The 19,046-nt window shown below is 43.3% G+C and carries 21 protein-coding genes, 1 tRNA gene and 2 pseudogenes; 18 read left to right on the forward strand and 6 right to left on the reverse strand.

Annotation, left to right across the window (positions count from 1 at the left end; translation table 11 throughout):
- Positions 1 to 57: 57 nt before the first annotated feature.
- Positions 58 to 1,836 (forward strand): serine/threonine-protein kinase, encoded by a 1,779-nt coding sequence (locus V7K31_RS03720; RefSeq protein WP_335092701.1) that lies wholly within the window; start codon positions 58 to 60, stop codon positions 1,834 to 1,836.
- A gap of 392 nt (positions 1,837 to 2,228) precedes the next feature.
- On the opposite strand, the gene V7K31_RS03725 is transcribed toward V7K31_RS03720, so the two are convergent.
- Complete coding sequence (locus V7K31_RS03725) at positions 2,229 to 2,528, reverse strand: 30S ribosomal protein PSRP-3 (RefSeq protein WP_334787598.1); 300 nt, start codon at positions 2,526 to 2,528, stop codon at positions 2,229 to 2,231.
- A 194-nt stretch (positions 2,529 to 2,722) separates the two neighbouring features.
- Here V7K31_RS03725 and V7K31_RS03730 point away from each other — a divergent pair, with 194 nt between their 5' ends.
- From V7K31_RS03730 to V7K31_RS03750, 5 genes are all read left to right on the forward strand, one after another.
- Complete coding sequence (locus tag V7K31_RS03730) at positions 2,723 to 3,187, forward strand: DUF29 domain-containing protein (RefSeq protein WP_335092702.1); 465 nt, start codon at positions 2,723 to 2,725, stop codon at positions 3,185 to 3,187.
- A 50-nt stretch (positions 3,188 to 3,237) separates the two neighbouring features.
- Positions 3,238 to 4,032 carry a TIGR01548 family HAD-type hydrolase gene (locus V7K31_RS03735; protein ID WP_335092704.1) on the forward strand — a complete coding sequence of 265 codons (795 nt, stop codon included), beginning with the start codon at positions 3,238 to 3,240 and terminating at the stop codon, positions 4,030 to 4,032.
- A 95-nt stretch (positions 4,033 to 4,127) separates the two neighbouring features.
- Entirely contained in the window at positions 4,128 to 5,525 is a 1,398-nt protein-coding gene (locus V7K31_RS03740) for a cytochrome P450 (RefSeq protein ID WP_335092705.1), read from the forward strand.
- A gap of 345 nt (positions 5,526 to 5,870) precedes the next feature.
- Positions 5,871 to 6,170, forward strand: coding sequence for a hypothetical protein (locus tag V7K31_RS03745; protein WP_335092706.1), 300 nt, complete (start codon positions 5,871 to 5,873; stop codon positions 6,168 to 6,170).
- A complete protein-coding gene (locus V7K31_RS03750) occupies positions 6,136 to 6,645 on the forward strand; it encodes a phytanoyl-CoA dioxygenase family protein (RefSeq protein WP_335092707.1) in 510 nt (169 codons plus the stop codon). Before V7K31_RS03745 ends, V7K31_RS03750 begins: the two co-directional genes overlap by 35 nt.
- 43 nt (positions 6,646 to 6,688) lie before the next feature.
- Here V7K31_RS03750 and V7K31_RS03755 read toward each other — a convergent pair whose 3' ends face one another.
- The 3 genes from V7K31_RS03755 to ruvB form a co-directional block, all read right to left on the reverse strand.
- Positions 6,689 to 7,963, reverse strand: a complete 1,275-nt coding sequence (locus V7K31_RS03755; protein ID WP_335092708.1) for a glycosyltransferase — start codon at positions 7,961 to 7,963, stop codon at positions 6,689 to 6,691.
- Between the two features lie 11 nt (positions 7,964 to 7,974).
- The gene (locus tag V7K31_RS03760) at positions 7,975 to 8,778 is read right to left on the reverse strand and encodes a tetratricopeptide repeat protein (protein WP_335092709.1); all 804 of its coding nucleotides are present in this window, start codon (positions 8,776 to 8,778) and stop codon (positions 7,975 to 7,977) included.
- Between the two features lie 200 nt (positions 8,779 to 8,978).
- Positions 8,979 to 10,079 (reverse strand): Holliday junction branch migration DNA helicase RuvB, encoded by a 1,101-nt coding sequence (ruvB, locus tag V7K31_RS03765; protein ID WP_335092710.1) that lies wholly within the window; start codon positions 10,077 to 10,079, stop codon positions 8,979 to 8,981.
- Positions 10,080 to 10,328: 249 nt separating this feature from the next.
- Between ruvB and hisF the strand changes: the two genes are divergently transcribed.
- The 12 genes and pseudogenes from hisF to V7K31_RS03820 all read left to right on the forward strand — a co-directional run bounded on the left by hisF (position 10,329) and on the right by V7K31_RS03820 (position 18,223).
- Positions 10,329 to 11,102, forward strand: a complete 774-nt coding sequence (gene hisF / locus V7K31_RS03770) for an imidazole glycerol phosphate synthase subunit HisF (protein WP_335092711.1) — start codon at positions 10,329 to 10,331, stop codon at positions 11,100 to 11,102.
- A 99-nt stretch (positions 11,103 to 11,201) separates the two neighbouring features.
- Positions 11,202 to 11,393 carry a hypothetical protein gene (locus V7K31_RS03775; protein ID WP_335092712.1) on the forward strand — a complete coding sequence of 64 codons (192 nt, stop codon included), beginning with the start codon at positions 11,202 to 11,204 and terminating at the stop codon, positions 11,391 to 11,393.
- A 98-nt stretch (positions 11,394 to 11,491) separates the two neighbouring features.
- Positions 11,492 to 11,564: transfer RNA gene (locus V7K31_RS03780), tRNA-Ala, on the forward strand.
- A 124-nt stretch (positions 11,565 to 11,688) separates the two neighbouring features.
- Positions 11,689 to 11,856, forward strand: a pseudogene (locus tag V7K31_RS03785) (Uma2 family endonuclease); the annotation flags it as partial.
- On the forward strand, positions 11,846 to 11,986 hold the full coding sequence (locus tag V7K31_RS03790) for a hypothetical protein (RefSeq protein WP_335092713.1): 141 nt from the start codon (positions 11,846 to 11,848) through the stop codon (positions 11,984 to 11,986). The pseudogene V7K31_RS03785 and the gene V7K31_RS03790, both read left to right, overlap by 11 nt.
- 113 nt (positions 11,987 to 12,099) lie before the next feature.
- Positions 12,100 to 12,846 (forward strand): GDSL-type esterase/lipase family protein, encoded by a 747-nt coding sequence (locus V7K31_RS03795; RefSeq protein WP_335092716.1) that lies wholly within the window; start codon positions 12,100 to 12,102, stop codon positions 12,844 to 12,846.
- A gap of 435 nt (positions 12,847 to 13,281) precedes the next feature.
- Entirely contained in the window at positions 13,282 to 13,716 is a 435-nt protein-coding gene (locus tag V7K31_RS03800) for a hypothetical protein (RefSeq protein WP_335092717.1), read from the forward strand.
- A gap of 391 nt (positions 13,717 to 14,107) precedes the next feature.
- Positions 14,108 to 14,260 (forward strand): annotated as a pseudogene (locus tag V7K31_RS31775) (cation:proton antiporter domain-containing protein); the annotation flags it as partial.
- On the forward strand, positions 14,229 to 14,378 hold the full coding sequence (locus V7K31_RS03805; RefSeq protein WP_335092719.1) for a hypothetical protein: 150 nt from the start codon (positions 14,229 to 14,231) through the stop codon (positions 14,376 to 14,378). The pseudogene V7K31_RS31775 and the gene V7K31_RS03805, both read left to right, overlap by 32 nt.
- 189 nt (positions 14,379 to 14,567) lie before the next feature.
- On the forward strand, positions 14,568 to 16,778 hold the full coding sequence (locus V7K31_RS03810) for a cation:proton antiporter (protein WP_335092720.1): 2,211 nt from the start codon (positions 14,568 to 14,570) through the stop codon (positions 16,776 to 16,778).
- 4 nt (positions 16,779 to 16,782) lie between these two features.
- Entirely contained in the window at positions 16,783 to 17,292 is a 510-nt protein-coding gene (locus tag V7K31_RS03815) for a hypothetical protein (protein WP_335092721.1), read from the forward strand.
- Positions 17,293 to 17,377: 85 nt separating this feature from the next.
- Positions 17,378 to 18,223, forward strand: a complete 846-nt coding sequence (locus tag V7K31_RS03820) for an AMIN domain-containing protein (RefSeq protein WP_335092722.1) — start codon at positions 17,378 to 17,380, stop codon at positions 18,221 to 18,223.
- Between the two features lie 161 nt (positions 18,224 to 18,384).
- Here V7K31_RS03820 and V7K31_RS03825 read toward each other — a convergent pair whose 3' ends face one another.
- On the reverse strand, positions 18,385 to 18,516 hold the full coding sequence (locus V7K31_RS03825; RefSeq protein WP_335092723.1) for a hypothetical protein: 132 nt from the start codon (positions 18,514 to 18,516) through the stop codon (positions 18,385 to 18,387).
- Between the two features lie 222 nt (positions 18,517 to 18,738).
- Positions 18,739 to 18,981, reverse strand: coding sequence for a hypothetical protein (locus V7K31_RS31780; RefSeq protein ID WP_442941214.1), 243 nt, complete (start codon positions 18,979 to 18,981; stop codon positions 18,739 to 18,741).
- Positions 18,982 to 19,046 lie beyond the last annotated feature (65 nt).

The following is a 19,046-nucleotide window of genomic DNA, read 5'->3' on the forward strand; positions in this document are numbered from 1 at the left end:
ACTTAATTTGAGCCTTGTTTCTTTCTTTAAATAAAAAACAGTTACATTTTATTGTGGATGCGCTGTAGGCAAAAAATTTTGCTTTTACAAGAACGTTATCGTTTACTCAAGCAGATTGATCAAGGGGGATTCTGTAGAACCTTCTTCGCCGTCGATGAGGGTCAGTTTCCTCCAATTCCTTGTGTAGTTCAAGAATTCTCGCTTGAATCCGAAACTTCTATTACTTTTGATCAAAAGAGGCAACAGTTAGAAGAATTAGGAAAGCATCCGCAAATTCCCACTTTGTTGGCTTATTTCCAGCAGAACGGGCATTTTTATTTAGTGCAGGAGTTTATTGCAGGCACTAATTTAGCTCAGGTGATTGAAGAGGAAGGCACTTTTAATGAAACTCAGATTTGGCAACTGTTAGAAGATTTGTTGCCAGTCTTTCAGTTTATTAGCGATCGCAACGTCATCCACCGCGATATTAAACCCCAGAATATCATCCGTAGATCCCCAATTACCAAGAAGGGGGATTTAGTCATAGTCGATTTTAGCACTGTGAAAATCGTTACAGAAATTGATCGGCTAACATCTGAAACCAGTATCGGCAGTCCAGAATACGCTGCACCCGAACAAGCGAGGGGAAAAGCGGTTTTTGCTAGTGACTTATATAGCTTAGGTGTAACTTGCATTTACTTACTTACTCAGATTCCTCCCTTTGATTTATTTGATGTTGCTAACGATTGTTGGGTTTGGCGAGATTATCTTACTAGTAGGATAAGCGATCGCTTGGCGCAAATCCTCGACAAGCTGCTACAAAATGCTGTTAACCGCCGTTTTCAATCAGCTGATGCAGTTATGCAAGCAATGGGTATGGAATGTAAGACTCAAAATTTTAAATTACCAAATCCTCCTTGGCGATGCTTGCATACCCTAACTGGACATTCTGGGACATTGAGTAGTCTAAACGCCCTTGCCATCAGTCCTGACGGTTACACTTTAGCCAGTGGTAGTGATGACAAAATTGTTAAATTGTGGAATTTAAATACCCAAAAAGCCCTAGCTAGCTTATCAGGACATTCCCAAGCTGTAAAATCAGTCACCTTCAGTCCTGATGGTCAAATTCTGGCAACTGCTAGCGATGATAAAACTATCAAATTGTGGCAGATTGAGACATTAGAGGAAATCTCCACTTTATTGGGACACTCACATGCTGTAAAATCAGTTGCTTTCAGTCCTGATGGGCAGATTCTCGCTAGTGGTAGTTGGGATAAGACAATCAAACTCTGGGATGTAAATAGTGGCACAGAAATTTGCACCATAACTGGACACCAATTACAGGTAAATTCAGTAGCATTTAGTCCCCAAGGACAGCTTTTAGCCAGCGCTAGTTATGACAGAACAATTCGCCTGTGGCAGATACCTGCATTAGAAGGTTTCCAGAAAGAATTTGAAAACCGCCCATGCTATAGCTTGTTAGCCACCCTTTCGGGTCATGCATGGGCGGTTTTAACAGTCGCTTTTAGTCCCGATGGTCAAATTTTGGCGACGGGTAGTGATGATAACACTATTAAATTGTGGAAGGTAAACACTGGTCAGCTAATTTGCACACTTGTAGGCCATTCTTGGTCTGTGGTGGCTGTGGCTTTTACTGCCGATGGCAAAACGCTCCTAAGTGCAAGTTGCGACAAAACAGTTAAACTTTGGAGGGTAAGCACAGCAGAAGAGATTGTTACTCTCTCTGGTCATGTAGACTCAGTATCTGCTGTTGCTGTGAGCAAAGTTACACAATTAATTGCAAGTGGCAGCAGGGACAAGACTATCAAACTGTGGCAGCTTGTAGAACCTAGCTAATATTTTGACACTCCTCGGCATAAATGCACGAGGATTCTTGGTTCACCGAGACCACTTAAGACAGATACCTTGCAGTGTCTATCCAAGAGGTGGGACTCTCCCCAAGCGACTTTGGGTATGCCCTACCCTAGTTGGATTGCTCCAAATTCTTTTTTTATTTGAAACATATCGTTCCAAAAAAACTGTCTGTCTAGCTCCTCTGAATCTTTTACCTACTGCGAGGTGGAGTCTAGAAAAATGCAGTAGAACCGCATAGATTCAGTTTTCAAGGTGCAGTGCAATGCCAGTCGGCAGCTAGGTTTTTTAAGTGGTTGATTACCTTTCCACTTCTTCACAATACCAGAAAAGCCGTCCTATAAGGACGGGGCTTTATACCCAATTTTTCGGTAATATCAGGCGCTACCTGTGAAGGCAACTTCTGGAAATTTCAACTGAGCTTCTGCCATTGGACGGTTTCTGCCTTCTTCTTGCCAGTAGTTAATCACTTCTGTCGCTTTATTAAGCAACTCGACACGATCAAGATCAGCAATCCAATGTTTGGACTCTAGTTCCTTTTTTAACTCTTCCCAGGCATCATTTCGGGGCCAGAAAAAGTACTTCGTTAAAGGACTGGTGCCTTTGCCGACAATTTGATCGACTGCTAGAGCAACGTTTTCGTCTAACCACAGAATTTTCAAAATAAACTTGGTCAATCACACCTCCGGGAATTTCCGGGCATTACTTAACTAGGATAGCGATCGTTTATTTTAACGCAATACTCTATCAAATGACCAAACATTCAGGAGTGCTGAGTAGGGAGTGGGGAGTGGGGAATCTTACCCAGCATCGTTTCGGTGATTGAGAATGGGCTAGCATAAGGTGTAGTCGGCGCTAACTACAGATGCTTATGACTGCCCAATTGCCCCAATCTCAAACGACATCTAGTTCAGATTTGTATGAGCAAGACTTTTATCTGTGGATTCAAACCACGGCAGAACTGCTCAAACAAGGTCGGCTCACAGAACTGGATTTAGAGAATTTGATTGATGAAATTGAAACAATGGGTAGGAGTGAAAAGAAAGCACTAAGAAGCAATTTGGAAGTGGTGCTAATGCATCTATTGAAATATAAATATCAAGCCGAGAAGCGCTCTGGTGGTTGGCGAGCAACAATTCGGGAGCATCGTAAACGCCTCAGACAAGCTCTAGAAGAAAGTCCTAGCCTCAAACCCTATTTCTATGAGGTTTTTGGGCTGTGTTATGACGATGCGAGACTCTTGGCTGCCGATCAAACTGAATTGCATCTGGCTACCTTCCCGGAATTATCTCCCTTCACGCCAGAGCAAGCCCTCGACCCCGATTTTTTACCGTAGTCATGATCTCACGTTTTATGATGATTTAGAACTCTTTTGCTTGCTACTCCATGACTCAACAAACTTCTGCAAAAGCGATTGTTGTTTTCGATATTGATGGCGTTGTGCGCGATGTTAGCGGTTCCTATCGTCGGGCGATCGCAGATACGGTAGAATATTTTACTACCCAAGCATATCGTCCAACCCCACTAGATATTGACCAACTCAAGTCTGAAGGTGTGTGGAATAACGATTGGGAAGCATCACAGGAATTAATTTACCGCTACTTTGAAACCCAAGAACAGACCCGCGAACAACTGCAACTAGATTACAGTGCGATCGTGGCTTTTTTCCAATCGCGTTACCGCGGCCTAGACCCAAATAATTTTACTGGGTATATCTGTAATGAACCTTTATTATTACAACCTAGCTATTTAGAACAACTTACCCAAGCTGGGATTGCTTGGGGATTTTTTAGCGGTGCAACTCGTGCTTCCGCTAACTATGTATTGGAAAAACGCCTGGGCTTACAATCTCCGGTGTTGATTGCGATGGAAGATGCACCAGGGAAACCTGACCCCACTGGACTTTTTGCTACAGTTCGCTTACTAGAAAATGGAATTGAGCAAACATCAGCGATCGTGTACGTAGGAGATACGGTAGCAGATATGTCTACTGTAGAAAAAGCGCGAGATTTGAATCCAGACCGGACATGGATTGGTGTTGGAGTTTTACCGCCCCATGTCCAGGAAACAGCAGCGCGGCGTGATGCCTACAGTGAGACACTACAGAAAGCAGGAGCAGCAATAGTTTTGAATAATGTCCAGGAATTGACCCCAAGGCAGATTCAAAAATTGATGAGTTGATCTGCCCGATCTGTGTTCTAAGATAAATCAAGTTACCCGTGCATGAATAACTAGCTAATAACAATCTTGCTTTAATCATTGGGAGATTAATCAAAATGTCTGCACTTAAACTGCCTAATGGCCCTGAAACTCACCCTTGGGTACAGATGTATCAGTGGCTGACTAATCCCTTAGAATACATCGAAGCCTGTGCTAAACGCTATGGTGATATCTTCACACTTCATCTCGGACAAAATGTTGCTCCTCAAGTTTTCATTAGTAATCCTCAAGCGATTCAGCAGATTTTTACTACAGATCCAAAACAGTTAGACTCTGGTGAGTCAGCAGGTGTAAGATCGCCTTTATTAGGACGGCAATCAGTACTGGTGCTGGACGGAAAACCTCATCAGCGACAACGAAAGCTGTTGACACCACCCTTACATGGAGAACGAATGTTAGCTTATGGTGAGTTAATCCGCGACATCACTGAGCAAGTGAGTAGCCAGTGGCAGGTTGGAGAAACCATTACAGTTCTGCCGTCTATGCAAGCAATCTCTTTCAAAGTGATTTTGAAGGCTGTATTTGGTCTAGAAGATGGGCCACGTTACGAGAAACTCAGCGAACTCCTGATTGCAATCTTGAATCCCAAAATCCCGATGTTAAGAACAATTCTGCTTCTTTTCCCATCAATGCGACAGGATTTAGGAGCATGGAGTCCTTGGGGGAAATACTTGCGTTTACGGCAGCAAATTAACGAACTTATCTACGCTGAAATTGGGGAACGCAAAGAACAATCCGATTCATCTCGAACTGATATTCTATCTTTGATGATGGCTGCTCGTGATGAGGCGGGAGAGCCAATGACAGACTTGGAATTACGTGATGAACTGATGACCCTATTAGTGGCGGGTCACGAAACTACTGCGACTACCTTATCATGGGCGCTGTACTGGATTCATCATCTGCCGCAGGTACGTGAAAAACTTTTGCAAGAACTAGATAACTTGGGTGAACAACCGGATGCAAACGCTATTTTCAGATCGCCTTATTTGAATGCTGTTTGTTCTGAAACACTACGCCTTTATCCAGTGGCGATATCGGCACTAAATCGAGTGGTCAAATCACCGCTACAAATTGGGGAATACAACTTTGAGCCTGGTACTCTGCTAACTCCCTCTATTTATTTGACCCATCATCGAGAAGATTTATATCCTGAGTCGAAGCAATTTAAGCCAGAGCGTTTTCTGGAACGACAATTTTCTCCCTATGAGTATTTACCTTTTGGTGGCGGGAACCGTCGCTGTATTGGCATGGCATTTGCCTTGTTTGAGATGAAAGTGGTGTTGGCTACAGTGTTATCTCACTGGCAAATGGAACTGGCTGATAGCAAACCAGTGCAACCAGTACGTAAGGTTTTGCTATTTAGTCCAGCAGGTGGTGTGAAGATGGTGGTGAAGGGGAGGCGTCCTCAAAATCAGCCAGTCCGTGAGACTAGCTTGAGTTCACCGAAATAGTGCTGAGTAAAACGAAGGACATGAGGAATTACTTAAGAATTTGGTCTGAAGAAAGCAACTATAAAGATTGTCCAGGAAAAGAAACATTTTCTGATTTAATCCCCTAACTTTAGTCAGGGGATTGAATCAGGACTTAGAGGATGTTTGAAAAGTTGTAAAGTTTACCGAATAACCTCTCTCCCTCTGGGGGAGAGAGGCTTTGAAACCCCATTCCCTCGTAGAGAAGGGGGCTAGGGGGGTTAGGTTTCCGAGGCTTTGGTGTTACCAAAAATACTTTTAAAACAACCTCTTAGCATTACTAAATTTAAAGACTTTGAGAATGTGATATCCAAAGAGGCATTTACTATGAAAGACGTTGTAAGTTTGGTAGAGGAAATTATTCAAGGAAAAGGTTATGTCTTAATTCCTGAATTATTAAGTCCAGCACAGGCCGAAGAAGCGCGATCGCTTGTTCTCGAAATTGCTGAGAAAGAAAAGCTTCTAGGAAAAGTATTGCTTGATGACCAAAGAGAACGAATATACGGCTTAGTGTATAAGGGGAAAATCTTCGAGCTAATGGTGCAGCACCCAACAGTCATCGAAGTCATTGAAACCATTGTGGGGAAAGAATATGACTCTCGGCACTTTCTCGGCTCACATCCTTAACGCTGGTGCAACAAATATGGGGGTACATGTAGACTACCCCTATTGGACAATGAAACCACCTTTTCCAGCTTATCCTGTGATGGAAATTCAAGTAATTTGGATGGTTGAAGATTTCACACAGGAGAATGGTGCCCCTGTTTTCGCTCCAGGTAGTCAGAAGCTTTGCAGTCTCCCTGACTTAGCACACTTTTCAAAAATTGCTGAGAAAGTAACTGGAAAAGCTGGCTCAGTAGTAATCTCCCACGGTCTTTGCTGGCATGATACATCTGTCAACTACTCTCAAAAGCCAAGAGTATCGATTCTGGGCAACTATGCTCCTAAGTTTGTGCGTCCCTTCAAAAACCCATTGGATGATATGCAGCAAGAAGTTATAGATCGTGCTAGCCCTAAACTAAAACAGCTACTCGGATACGAGTTAAAGTCAGCCTTTTATAAGGATGTTCAAAGAATCCGGTCAGGAAATTTGAACGGATAAAACGAGTCCGAGTTCATCATCAACTTGATTCTGATTATTGTGTTTAAGCCAAGACAGGCTTGCCTGTAGATACGGCCTGCTCAATAATATCAGCGGCTCGACTTACCCCCCCAGCACGGAGAGTAGCTGCTTGTAACCTGAGCGCATTCTGTTTATAAGATTCTTCTGTCAACACTTGCCTTACAGCATTTCGCAACCTGGGAACATTCAGTTTCTTGAGGGTGATAAGCTCACCCGCCCCTGTCCAAGCAATACGCGCTGCTACTCCTGGCTGGTCATTGGCAACTGGAATCGCCACCATTGGCACTCCTTTTTTGACACATTCCATTGTTGTATTCATTCCCGCATGAGTAATCATCAGGGTGGCTTTTTCCAGCACTTGTAATTGAGGTGCATACTCAACTACTAAAGGATTTCCTGCTAAGTCTGGCAGTGATTCTGGTTTAGCAGAACCTCCGAGAGAAATCACTAATTGAACATCCAAATCTTCACAAGCTGAAGCAATAGTCTGAAAGACCCAAATCAGACGATTTTGCAATGTCCCCATCGAAGCGTAAATTAACGGTTTACCCGTCAATTTTTCATAGGGGAAAGAAACAGGTACTCGATTGGCGGAAGTATGGAAACTTCCAGTGAAATGGAACCAAGGAGCTAATTCTTCTCTGGGAAATTCAAACTCAGCAGGTGCATTACTTATTTGAGCCAGTGGAGAGTAGCTATCTTTAAGATTAGAGTACAGGGGTAATTTCCACTCTCGACGATATTCATTGATCAAATCTTCAAGTGGTTTGACCACGCTATTAACTAATGTGTAACCCATTTGGTTGCGTAAGCGTGCCCACCCACCTGGGCTATACTTCCAAGTTGTGAAAAAAGGAGGAATGCTAGGTTCTCGATTCAGTACCACAGCGCTACACACAGTGATGAAAGGGATTTTGAGAAACTCTGCAATTGTCCCTCCTTCTAGTGAACTTTGGTTTACTAGCAAAGCTTCTACACCTGCTGCTTTAATTGGTGCTGGAGCCTCCTGGAGTGTCACAGATGAAATAAGCTTCAGTAATTGAATACTGTATCGAAATGCAGCCAATCCACTCATCTGTCCTAACTTGCTAAAAAATTCTGCTGTTGAGCCAGAAGGAAAATCTTTTTCACCAATTGGTTGTAATTCTATTCCTGCTGCCAGTGCTTTAGATTGAGTATCGAGTGTTCCGAAGAGAGTGACACGGTGTCCACGCCGTTGAAGTTCCTGCCCCAAGGGAAGCATAGTATTGAGGGGGCCATTTGTTGCACCAGGACAGATAATACCAAAATGAGTCATATTTAATGCCTCTACTTGATTTTCAAGAATTTATCCAAAGCTGTAACTAGGCTGGGCGGCCAACGGCGGATATTTGTTACCCAGTCGATATCCTTGTAGCGGCTATCAAGTCCATAAGCTGCTACCCAGTTACTTTCGGCTTCACCTTGTTCTCCATTTACCCAGTAGGCGGCTGTCAGGGCAGCACGCACATCAGCAAACTTGGGATATTTACGGACAATATTCCGCATCTCACGGATTGCTTGCTCTTTTTGACCTGTTTCATACAGAGCAAGGGCATAATTGGCACGGGCAAAGGCAAAATTTGGGGCTATCTCATTAGATTTTTTGTAGTCTGCGATCGCATCTGACCATTTTCCTAAACCGGCTGTGGCATTGCCGCGATTATTATACGCCATTGCATCATTAGGATCGAGTTTTAAGACATGATTATAATCTGCGATCGCATCTGACCATTTTCTCAAACCTTCCAACGCCGCCCCCCGATTCAAATATGGATCGGTGACATTCGGCGCTAGTTCTATGGCTTTGTTATAATCTTTCAACGCCTCTGGCAATTTATTCTGACTCACCCGCGAATTTCCCCGATTACTCCACGCCCCCGCATTTGTAGGAAATTGCTCAATAATCTTTGTCCAGTAAGTTTCAGCCGTAGCAAAGTCACCTTGATTTGTCGCTGTAAACGCTTGATTTGCCCACTCATCACCTTGTTTTAACTGTTCTTGAGTAATGGGCGGTTGAGATTGTGCCATGACTGGCGTACTCCAGCCAAACACAAGTAACAAACTGAGAAAAATACCAATCAACTTAATCATCTAGGTTTACCTGTGTCTATCTTGAACATTGGGGCATTGGGCATGGGGCATGGGGCATGTGAGTGGAGCATGTGAGTGGAGGTCAAAGACTCATTAACGGAGTTCAAAGACTTCTTCACGAGTATCAAAGACTTCTTCACGAGTATTAAACACTCATCCCCTATTCCCAATGCCCAATGCCCAATGCCCAATGCCCATAATTACAATAACGACAACTGTTCATTTGGCGGCGTGAATCCCAAATGCTTGTATGCTGCCTTAGTCGCCATCCTCCCGCGATGAGTTCTAGTTAAATACCCAATCTGCATGAGGTAAGGTTCGTACACTTCTTCAATGGTTTGGGTATCTTCACCCGTCGTTGCTGCCATTGTTTCCAACCCCACTGGCCCACCGTTAAATTGCTCAATTATCACACTCAGCATCTGGCGATCTGTCCAATCTAAACCGCAAGGATCTACTTGGAATAGTTGCAATGCCTCGGATGCAACGCTTTCATTAATCTCACCAGATAATTTTACTTCCGCATAATCACGGACTCGTTTAAGTAGCCTGTTAGCAATACGTGGCGTTCCGCGTGAGCGACGGGCAATTTCTGTGGCACCATCTTCTGTAACGGGGGTTTTGAGTAATTGAGCGGTTCGCAGTACAATTTTAGTCAGTTCGTCAACTTCGTAAAATCGGAGTTTTTGAATCAAACCGAAGCGATCGCGCAGTGGTGAAGTTAAAGCACCCACACGGGTTGTAGCCCCTACTAGGGTAAACTTTGACAATGGCAAACTTCTGATGCGAGCGCCAGAACCCTTACCAATAGTAATATCTAAGCGATAATCTTCCATTGCCGGATAGAGAATTTCCTCCGTCATCCGCGAGAGGCGATGAATTTCATCCACAAATAAGATATCCCCTGGTTTCATGTTCACCAGTAGCCCGACAATATCTCGTGGACGTTCTAGGGCTGGCGCACTGGTAATTTTGTAATTTACTCCCATTTCCGATGCTAAAATCATGGCCATTGTGGTTTTGCCCAATCCCGGTGGCCCATACAGCAGCAAGTGATCTAGCACCTCACCACGAGACTTGGCTGCTTTGATGGCAATATCTAGCACATCCTTTAAATCTTTTTGCCCAATATAATCCGCAAATCGCTGCGGACGAATACCTTCTTCTTGTTGTTCTTGTTCATCAATAGCAGCTTCAGGTTGCAAAATATTGTCTGTGGATGGTGCTTTCGCAGACTCTCGACGCTGCTTTGGTTCTCGATTGGGTTCTGGAGGCTGTTTTTTCGAGGAGATTATCGCCATAATTCAGCTAGCTACTTTTAAGGGAACAGAATAATTCGTAATTCGTAATTCGTAATTATGAGTGGGGGGAGACAGGAGGAGACAGAATAACCAATGCCCCATGCCCCATCCCCCATGCCCAATGCCCAATGCCCAATGCCCAATGCCCAATGCCCCATGAATAATACCCATGAAAATTTTCGTTTGAGAATACCCGCCTCAATTTAAAATTTAAATTCCGGTCAATTACCCAGAAGTGCAAAAGTTATTATGTTATCTAAAAGAATCTTACCGTGCTTAGATGTGAAGGCGGGACGCGTTGTAAAAGGAGTTAACTTTGTCAATCTCCAAGATGCAGGCGATCCGGTAGAACTGGCCAAGGTTTACAATGAAGCCGGTGCTGATGAGTTAGTATTTCTGGATATTACAGCTACTCATGAAGACCGAGCTACTATTTTAGATGTCGTCTACCGAACTGCTGAACAGGTCTTTATTCCATTGACTGTGGGTGGTGGCATTCAATCCTTAGAAAATGTTAAAGCTTTGTTACGAGCGGGCGCAGATAAGGTTAGTATTAATTCGGCGGCGGTGCGGGAACCAGACTTGATTAATCGGGCTAGCGATCGCTTTGGTAATCAGTGCATAGTTGTTGCAATTGATGCTAGACGCAGAAATAACCCGAAAAATCCCGGTTGGGATGTGTATGTGCGGGGTGGCAGGGAAAATACAGGCTTAGATGCCCTACTTTGGGCACAAGAAGTTGAAAAACGGGGGGCCGGTGAACTGCTAGTCACAAGTATGGATGCTGATGGAACCCAAGCCGGATATGACATTGAGATTACACGGGCAATTGCCGATGCTGTAGAAATTCCAGTTATTGCTTCAGGTGGTGCAGGTAATTGTGAACATATCTACACAGCACTAACTGAAGGCAAAGCTGAAGCCGCATTACTCGCGTCTCTGTTACATTACGGACAATTAAGCGTAGCAGAAATCAAACATTATTTGCGCGATCGCAACGTGCCAGTACGTCTGATCTCCTAAATCCTTATTTGTTGCTCAATGACATCCATCTTAGGTTAGACACACTTCCTTAAAAGGGTGTTAATATTATTTTACAAGTATTAATAAATATTAAAAAATATGTTGATTCCTATTTTACTTTTTGATGTAGCCCTGGTGGCGTGGTCGCTGCACTTAATGGAAAAAGCCTATGAGAGTAAAGAATTTTCTCTCATGTTAGCTGGTACATTGGTTGCTCTGGCTGCTGCCGCCATGTTGGTAGTTTACTTTTTGATGGGGCACTGTATGACCTATTTGTTGAAAGTGTCGTAGAAAGTGGTGAGTGCTAGAGGAGATAATTTCAAATTTAGTTTCCATAAAAAGCTTGACAAAACACTAATAATGAAGCCATTATGTATAATGGATTTTAAGGGGTTATAGCGCAGTTGGTAGCGCACCTCAATGGCATTGAGGGGGTCAGCGGTTCGAATCCGCTTAGCTCCATTCTTAAAAGCTTAACCCTCTCCGTTAATGGAGAGGGTTAGGAAAATTTTTGAGAGAGTTTTATCACATCTGTGCGATGTTCCGCCCGTTGTTCGGGTGGAATCATTTTGTGTAAATGCTGCTGATAATTGAAGTTTGGTTAGTAGATATTAACGAGCAAATTGTCGAAGTTTATCAACAACCAACAGCTGCAGGATATCAGCTGATGCAAAAGTTCGCTAGCGGTCAAACTTTATCAATTCAAGCCTTCCCCGACGTAAATATTAGCGTCAACGAAATCTTTGGCAGATAAAATTACTTCCTTGCTAATCTCCTCAAGACGCAAAAACGGAAATCACCTGCTGTCCATTGGGGTGACGGTGACATTTACCGAGTCATTAGCTCAACATTCACCCTCAGAAGCTCAACTGCGGCAATATTAACCTTGCAACCATATCAACAAGTAGAAACCCCATAGATGCTTGGACACTAAAGATAGCCATCTATGGTATAGAAATGTATAGAATCTTGTAAAAATATAAAATATAGTTGTTAAATGCACACATTTCTAGCTTCTTCCTCAATGCAGGTGTCTGTACTACCAAATCACTTTCAGCCTATGAAGATTGTCGCACTGGGGGACAGCTTAATTTATGGATTCGGTGATCCGGAAAAAGGAGGCTGGATTGAGCAACTACGGCGATGGTGGATGTTGCCGGATAGTCCCGGTCATGTTCTTTATAATTTAGGGGTAAGAGGCGATCGCACGCAACAAGTAGCACAAAGGCTAGAAGTTGAATTTCGCCACCGGGGTGAACTGCGAAATCGTGTTCCCGACTTGATTATTTTATCAGTAGGCGTGAATGACTCAGCGCGGTTGGCGCGTCCCGATGGGCGAAGTTATACAGATTTTACATTGTTTGAAAAAGAAATTGCAACTCTTTTAGATTTAGCACAGCAACTATGTCCTGTGTTATTCGTGGGCATGGTGCCAGTAGATGAAGCCAAAATGCCATTTTTAGATTGTTTTTACTATAATCATACCGATCAGAACCGCTACAAAGAAGCAACTCGAATTGCTTGTAATAAACGGCAGATTCCTTATTTGGATATTTTTGAACAATGGATGGAACGCGGTGAAAGTTGGCGGCTCAAACGCTTGAGTAAAGATGGACTTCATCCCAATACACTAGGTTATCAAGCTTTGTTAGAGGATGCAACCAATTGGGATGCGATACATTCAGTGGGCTTTACGAATGCAGCTTACCATTCTCAATTTGATTATCACATTAAACCATTCTAATAATATATTAGGAATCCGGTTTGATTTATGAAAAGATACGTAGTGGCGTGGCAAGGCTAAAATAGTGCATTACAAATCTTGGAAATCTTGAGATTTTAGAAAGATAACTAAATTTTTCTATTGCATCAATTTAGCCTTGACACGCTACTACAATACCTAATTTTGTTCAAAAATCAAATAGTAATCCTATAGATGTGTTGGTGCTTTGGGGTTAGTCGATATTCTCGTATTTGCTATCCTCGCAAAAGCACCACAATCTTGCTGAATTATCAATTAAGGTTAGGTGTAACATCCATTTCAAAATCCATTTATAAAAACTCTAATTTCTCTCTTCTTCATTACTCAGCACTCCAAATTCCTGTACAGACGCGATTAATCGCGTCTCTACTCCAAATTCCTGTACAGACGCGATTAATCGCGTCTCTCCTAACTCCTATGACACCAACTTTATTTGGTCGTTGGCAAACTCGATTATTATTACTTGCAACTATTGGCGTACTCGTATCTTTGCCATTTGCAATTGGTTGGATTGGTTTTAGTGCTAACTCAGTTTATTTTTGGATACTTGGTTATGTTGCCATCTTTGGCTTAGGCTGGGATGTGCTTTATGACTATCTGCAAAAATCCCGATGGGATAGAGATTGGCCCGCAGTTTATCAACTCTTAGCTGGTATATGGGAATTGGTGTTTGTGTTTTGTGGAGTTAAGCTGTTTGGCTTCTTACCAATACCTTTACCGAAAGAAGAACTTTCGCCAGCAGCTTTTTTCTTGCACTATAGCGTCGTGTGGCTATCAGTTTTTATTAGCTCACAAAGCCTGATGCGAATTATCTTTCCCCGTTGGCGTTTTCGGGGTGGCGAGTGGTTGTAAAACCTCAAATTATCGAAATATTCAATTTGTTTTCACCTAGTTAATTACAGCCTTTTTCATCTATTTGAGCCACAATTCTCTGTAGGAGTGCCAAAAATCAATATAGCGGTTATCGGCCCTTGTGAGATACAAGAACCCCACCCCCAAACCCCTAAGAGCAAGCGATGAGGGGACTATGATGTACCTCATGTGATTAGGAAAGGCTATAAGTAACTGGGTCAAATTAAATATAAAACCTCACCCTGCCTCCGGCTTCCCTCTCCAAAGCATCCCAGAGGGATTGAGGGTGAGGTTTGATCTTATATTTAATTACGCCTACCTACTTAATTAATCTTTTTGGTTTTATCACAATGGCGATTTCTTGCAACCAAAGGTAACACCTTGGTCAGCCGCTTTGTATCTAGGTGCGTCGATGACAATTACGGCTTTTCCGATATTAGCTCGCATTCTTTACGAACGCGGTCTTGCATAAACCCGCTTCGGTACTTTGACTTTAGGTGCAGCATCGGTAGATGATGCAGTTGCTTGGTGTTTGCTGGCGATCGATCGTGCTTGCTAGCGTGAAAAATTCTCTGAGTATCGCCATATTAGCAATTGGTGGTGGCATTTGCTACGTGCTATTTGCGATTTTTCTCGGACAACCTCCAATACTGTTCCGTTAAGCATTTTTAACTTGGAATTGGGTTTTGGGAAAAGGTTACTGGGTTTGGGTTAAAGGTTTTTATTTCCCCTTTTCCCCTTTCCTTTTACCCCTTAACCGAAAGGTATTGGGGTATATTTAACAAGCTTGACATTTTCCAGTCTTTTAAAGAATCATTTAGAGAAACCAGATAGTTAATTGTGAGGAAACCATGCACATAGTTGTTCTCGTTCTGGTTGAGGTGCTGATTGTTATTGGACTTTCACGGCTAGTAGGGCTAGCATTCCGTTCTATTAAGCAACCTCTGGTAATTGGTGAGATTGTCGCCGGGATTATGCTCGGTCCATCTTTATTTGGTTTAGTTGCTCCCGATTTAGCAGTTAGCTTGTTTCCACCAGAAACTTTTCCTTTTCTAAATGTTTTGTCTCAGGTGGGACTAATATTTTTCATGTTTCTGATTGGGCTAGAACTAAATCCAAAATACCTGAGCGGACAATTAGAAGTAGCAGTTTTAACTTCTCATGTCAGCATTTTGGTGCCGTTTTCCTTAGGAACATTGCTAGCGGTGGTACTTTATCCCCTAGTTTCCAATGCAAGTGTATCCTTCACCGCCTTCGCCTTGTTTTTGGGGGCGGCGATGTCAATTACTGCCTTTCCAGTGTTGGCGCGAATCATTACTGAAAACAATTTACAAGGAACGCGTTTAGGAACGTTGGCGTTAACTTGTGCAGCAGTGGATGATGTGACAGCTTGGTGTCTCTTGGCAGTAGCGATCGCTGTAGCTCGAACTGGTGACTTTGCGGGTGCCATACCCACAATTATCGCCAGTATAGTTTACATCGGCTTGATGTTGACGGCGGGACGTTGGTTCCTCCAACGCCTTGCCAAACACTACCTCCGTGCGGGACGCCTCAGCCAATTGCTGCTAGCTGGGATTTATATGGGCGTGGTTGCATCAGCACTAATCACCGAACTAATTGGTATTCACTTAATTTTTGGGGCATTTTTATTGGGAGCAGCCATGCCCAAAAATGAAGATTTAGTGCGGGAATTGGCAGTAAAAACCGAAGATTTTGTTTTGATATTCTTGCTGCCAATATTTTTTGCCTACAGTGGTTTAAAGACGCAGATTGGCTTACTCAACCGTCCAGAATTGTGGCTTTTGTGTGCGTTGATTTTAGGAGTGGCGATCGCAGGTAAATATGTTGGCACCTATGTCGCAGCGCGTGTTAGTGGCATTAATAAACGGGAAGCTTCGGCACTCGGTTGGTTAATGAATACTCGCGGCTTAACCGAACTGATTGTGCTAAACATTGGTCTAGAGTTAGGGGTAATTTCGCCCTTAATATTTACCATGCTGGTAATTATGGCATTGGTAACTACATTCATGACCTCGCCACTGCTGGAATGGACATATCCGAAGAAGCTGATCAGGTTAGATATGGTGGAACCGGAATCGGAAGGAGAAACAGGTATAGGCATCTCTACTGGAAGTGAAGCTTCCCCTCATCCTTTCCGAATTTTGGTGCCAGTGGCTAATCCAACTACGCAAAAAGGTTTAGTACAGCTAGCAGTAGCGTTGGCGCAGCCCGCCGTTGGTGTCGCTCTCAATTACCGATATCCTGCCATTGTTAACCCCCTCAGCCTGATTGAATTTGAAGAAGATTATGCCTTTGAAAGTACCCCAGTTGAAGCAGACAGATTAATCGCCCAGCGCCGCCACCAACTACAAGAATTGATTAATACTCTCGAACCGCCAGAAACTCGTTCTTGTGTGCATCCTATCGTTCGCATATCCAGTAATGTTGCCCGCGAAACAGCACAGATTGCCACATCAGAACAAGCTGATTTAATTCTCGTGGGCTGGCATCGGCCAGCTTTTAGTAGTAATCGTTTAGGTGGACGAGTCGGACAAATGCTTACCACTGTACCAGTGGATGTAGCAGTGTTTGTAGATAAAGGCCAAGAACGATTAGAGAGTTTATTAGTACCTTATTCTGCAAATATCCATGATGATTTAGCACTAATACTAGCTTTGAGACTGTTAATCAATCGTGAGACTTGTATGTTGCAGCTATTGCAGATAGTAGCAAATCATACCAAGGAAGAATTGAATTACGAACTACACACGATGATGGAGCAATTACCCACGAGTGTACGCGATCGCATTGAAATCAAAATTGTCGAAGCCCCAGAACCAATCCAAGCCGTAATTAAAGCCTCAGAAGGTGTTGATTTAACAATTGCTGGTACCAGCCGCGCTTGGGGTATCGAGCGCCAAACCTTGGGAAGATATACAGATCAACTGGCCATCCAATGTCGTTCTTCCCTGCTGATTACCCGCCGCTACAGTCAAGTCACCGCCCACCTTGCCTCTATGCTTCCTGAGGTTAGTAGTCAAGAGCCAACATTGAGGAATTGAGATTATGAATCATTTCAACTTCAAATCTTTGGCTTTTTACGGAGTAGCAATAATTTCAGTGCTAGTGTTGTTTAAAACTGTCAGCGTTTATGGGGAAAACCATCTCAAGGCTCCTCCTCCACTTAATGGGCGGTATCGTCTAACCCTAGCGGAGAATTTGCCGAATTGTGAAAAATCAGATACCCTGACTTTAAACATTGAGCAATCGGGTATTTACTTAAATGCCTCTGTATTACCAGCGATGGCTAACGCCGATATTGACGAAAAGCACTCGCTCACAGGCATCTTGAGAAATCAACAATTAAATTTATCTGGAAAAGTTGGCAGATCAATCCTTTGTAATATTCCTCGCCCCCAAAATGATCCTCTAAACTCAGTCACAATTCAAATGCAACTTGTGGACAAAGGTAGTATGACAGGGCAATTAACCGTTATTGGCATTCCCCAAACTCTAAAATTTACGGCTGTGCCAGAAAAAGTTCCCGAAAAATCTCAGAAGTCCAACAATCATTGATTTGGGGAGTGGGGATAGCAATTGAAAGCGCCAACTAAACAGCAATGTTCACCATTGTATGGGTTTTATGGAGCCGATAAAAAGAATGAATCAGAGACTAAAGACTAGGCAATTTTGCCAAAGGCGCAAGCAACTATTTAGCATCAGTATATTCGGCTTTTGTGCAGCGATCGCCCTCGAAACTTGCACTACTGCTGCTACACCAGTGGCAAAGCTAGATAATTGGCGTTTTTCCCCCAAAACACAGCAACTCGAAATCACCCTCTCAGCAGGCACAACCCCCCGTTATTTCTACCTAGCCCAACCCCCTCGTCTGGTGGTAGATATACCGAATACTAAGTTGGGCAAAGTTACCACGCAACAAAATTATTCTGGAGCAATCAAAAGCATTCGTGTTTCTCAACTGAATGCTAACGACACACGTATTGTCCTAGATTTAGCACCAGGGACTGTTTTTAATCCCAAACAGGTACAACTGCAACCCGTTTCCCGAAAAAACTCTACTCGCTGGGTTTTACGTCCGATTATTTCTGGTAAAACTACTGCCGTTAAACCAGGAAATTCCCCACCTTCACTTAAGAAACAGCCTCAAACACCGTATAAATCACAGCTACCTAGTAACCTACCCGTAACCACTACTAATCCACAACCGCCCTTACTCACAGTTCCGCCTCCATCAAATGATCTGCCTTCAACAATTACTAATAACTCAGGGCAGCCTTTTGTCACTGTACCTCCCCTAACTCCGAATACACCCTCTCAACAAATTGATTCAACTCTTCCCCCTGCTACTTTCCCAAATCAATCAGGCAATTTGAATAGCGTTCCTCCTTTCGTTAAGTCTGACTTTCCAGTTCCAACAGTCCCCAATGTTCCCGATCCCCAGGTGATCGAGTTTGGTCAACCTTTACCCAAAACCAAATTCAAATAGGGCATGGGGCATTGTGGATTGGGCATGGAAAATTGAATCAATGCCCCATCCGCTATGCGCCATACCCTAATAGTGTTCTGCCTCTAGCTATATAGCGCTTATGGTTTGGATGCAATACACTCTGACCTCTCTCCTAAAAGGCTGCGGTGTACACACAAGTCCTAAAAACTTAGCTTGATTAAGCTTTCCTCATTCTCATGCAATGGCATTGTCAGTCGATGCAATAGCATTGTCAGTCGATGCAATGCCATTGTTAGTCGATGCAATGCCATTGTCAGTCGATGCATTGGCATTGCAGGTCAACAGACTAAAGGAAGAGAACGAAGAAATGCTTAACTGAACTGTATTGAAGTCTGTATTCGACTCAACTGAGAACCGCTATATATAGCGTTTCCTAATGACATAAAGTACATCATAGCCCCCTCTCGAAGAGCGGGGAGGGGGTTGGGGGTGGGGTTCTTATACTTCACTCAACTGAGAACCGCTATATGTAGCTTGATGAAAGCAAAATGATATTACCTTCCTCCAAGTAACTCCTTCACCTTCTTAATGATGCTCACCGGATCGATACCTTGATATGGGTACTGTTCCCATAAACCACCGCAACCTTCTTTATGAGTTCCAAGATGGGCATATTTGGGAGTCAACCCGCGCTCTAGCAGCCAAGAACCGGAGCCTTCTAAACCTTCAATACCAGGACACATCGGGCGTTTATTGATGATAGCGATCGCTCCAGGAGTATTCACAGCTTCGCTCATACGACGGTATAAATCGTCTAAGTCTTCCCCGTCTCATTGAAGTACTTTCAACCTGTGACCTTCTA

Source organism: Nostoc sp., from assembly GCF_036917675.1.
GTDB lineage: Bacteria > Cyanobacteriota > Cyanobacteriia > Cyanobacteriales > Nostocaceae > Nostoc.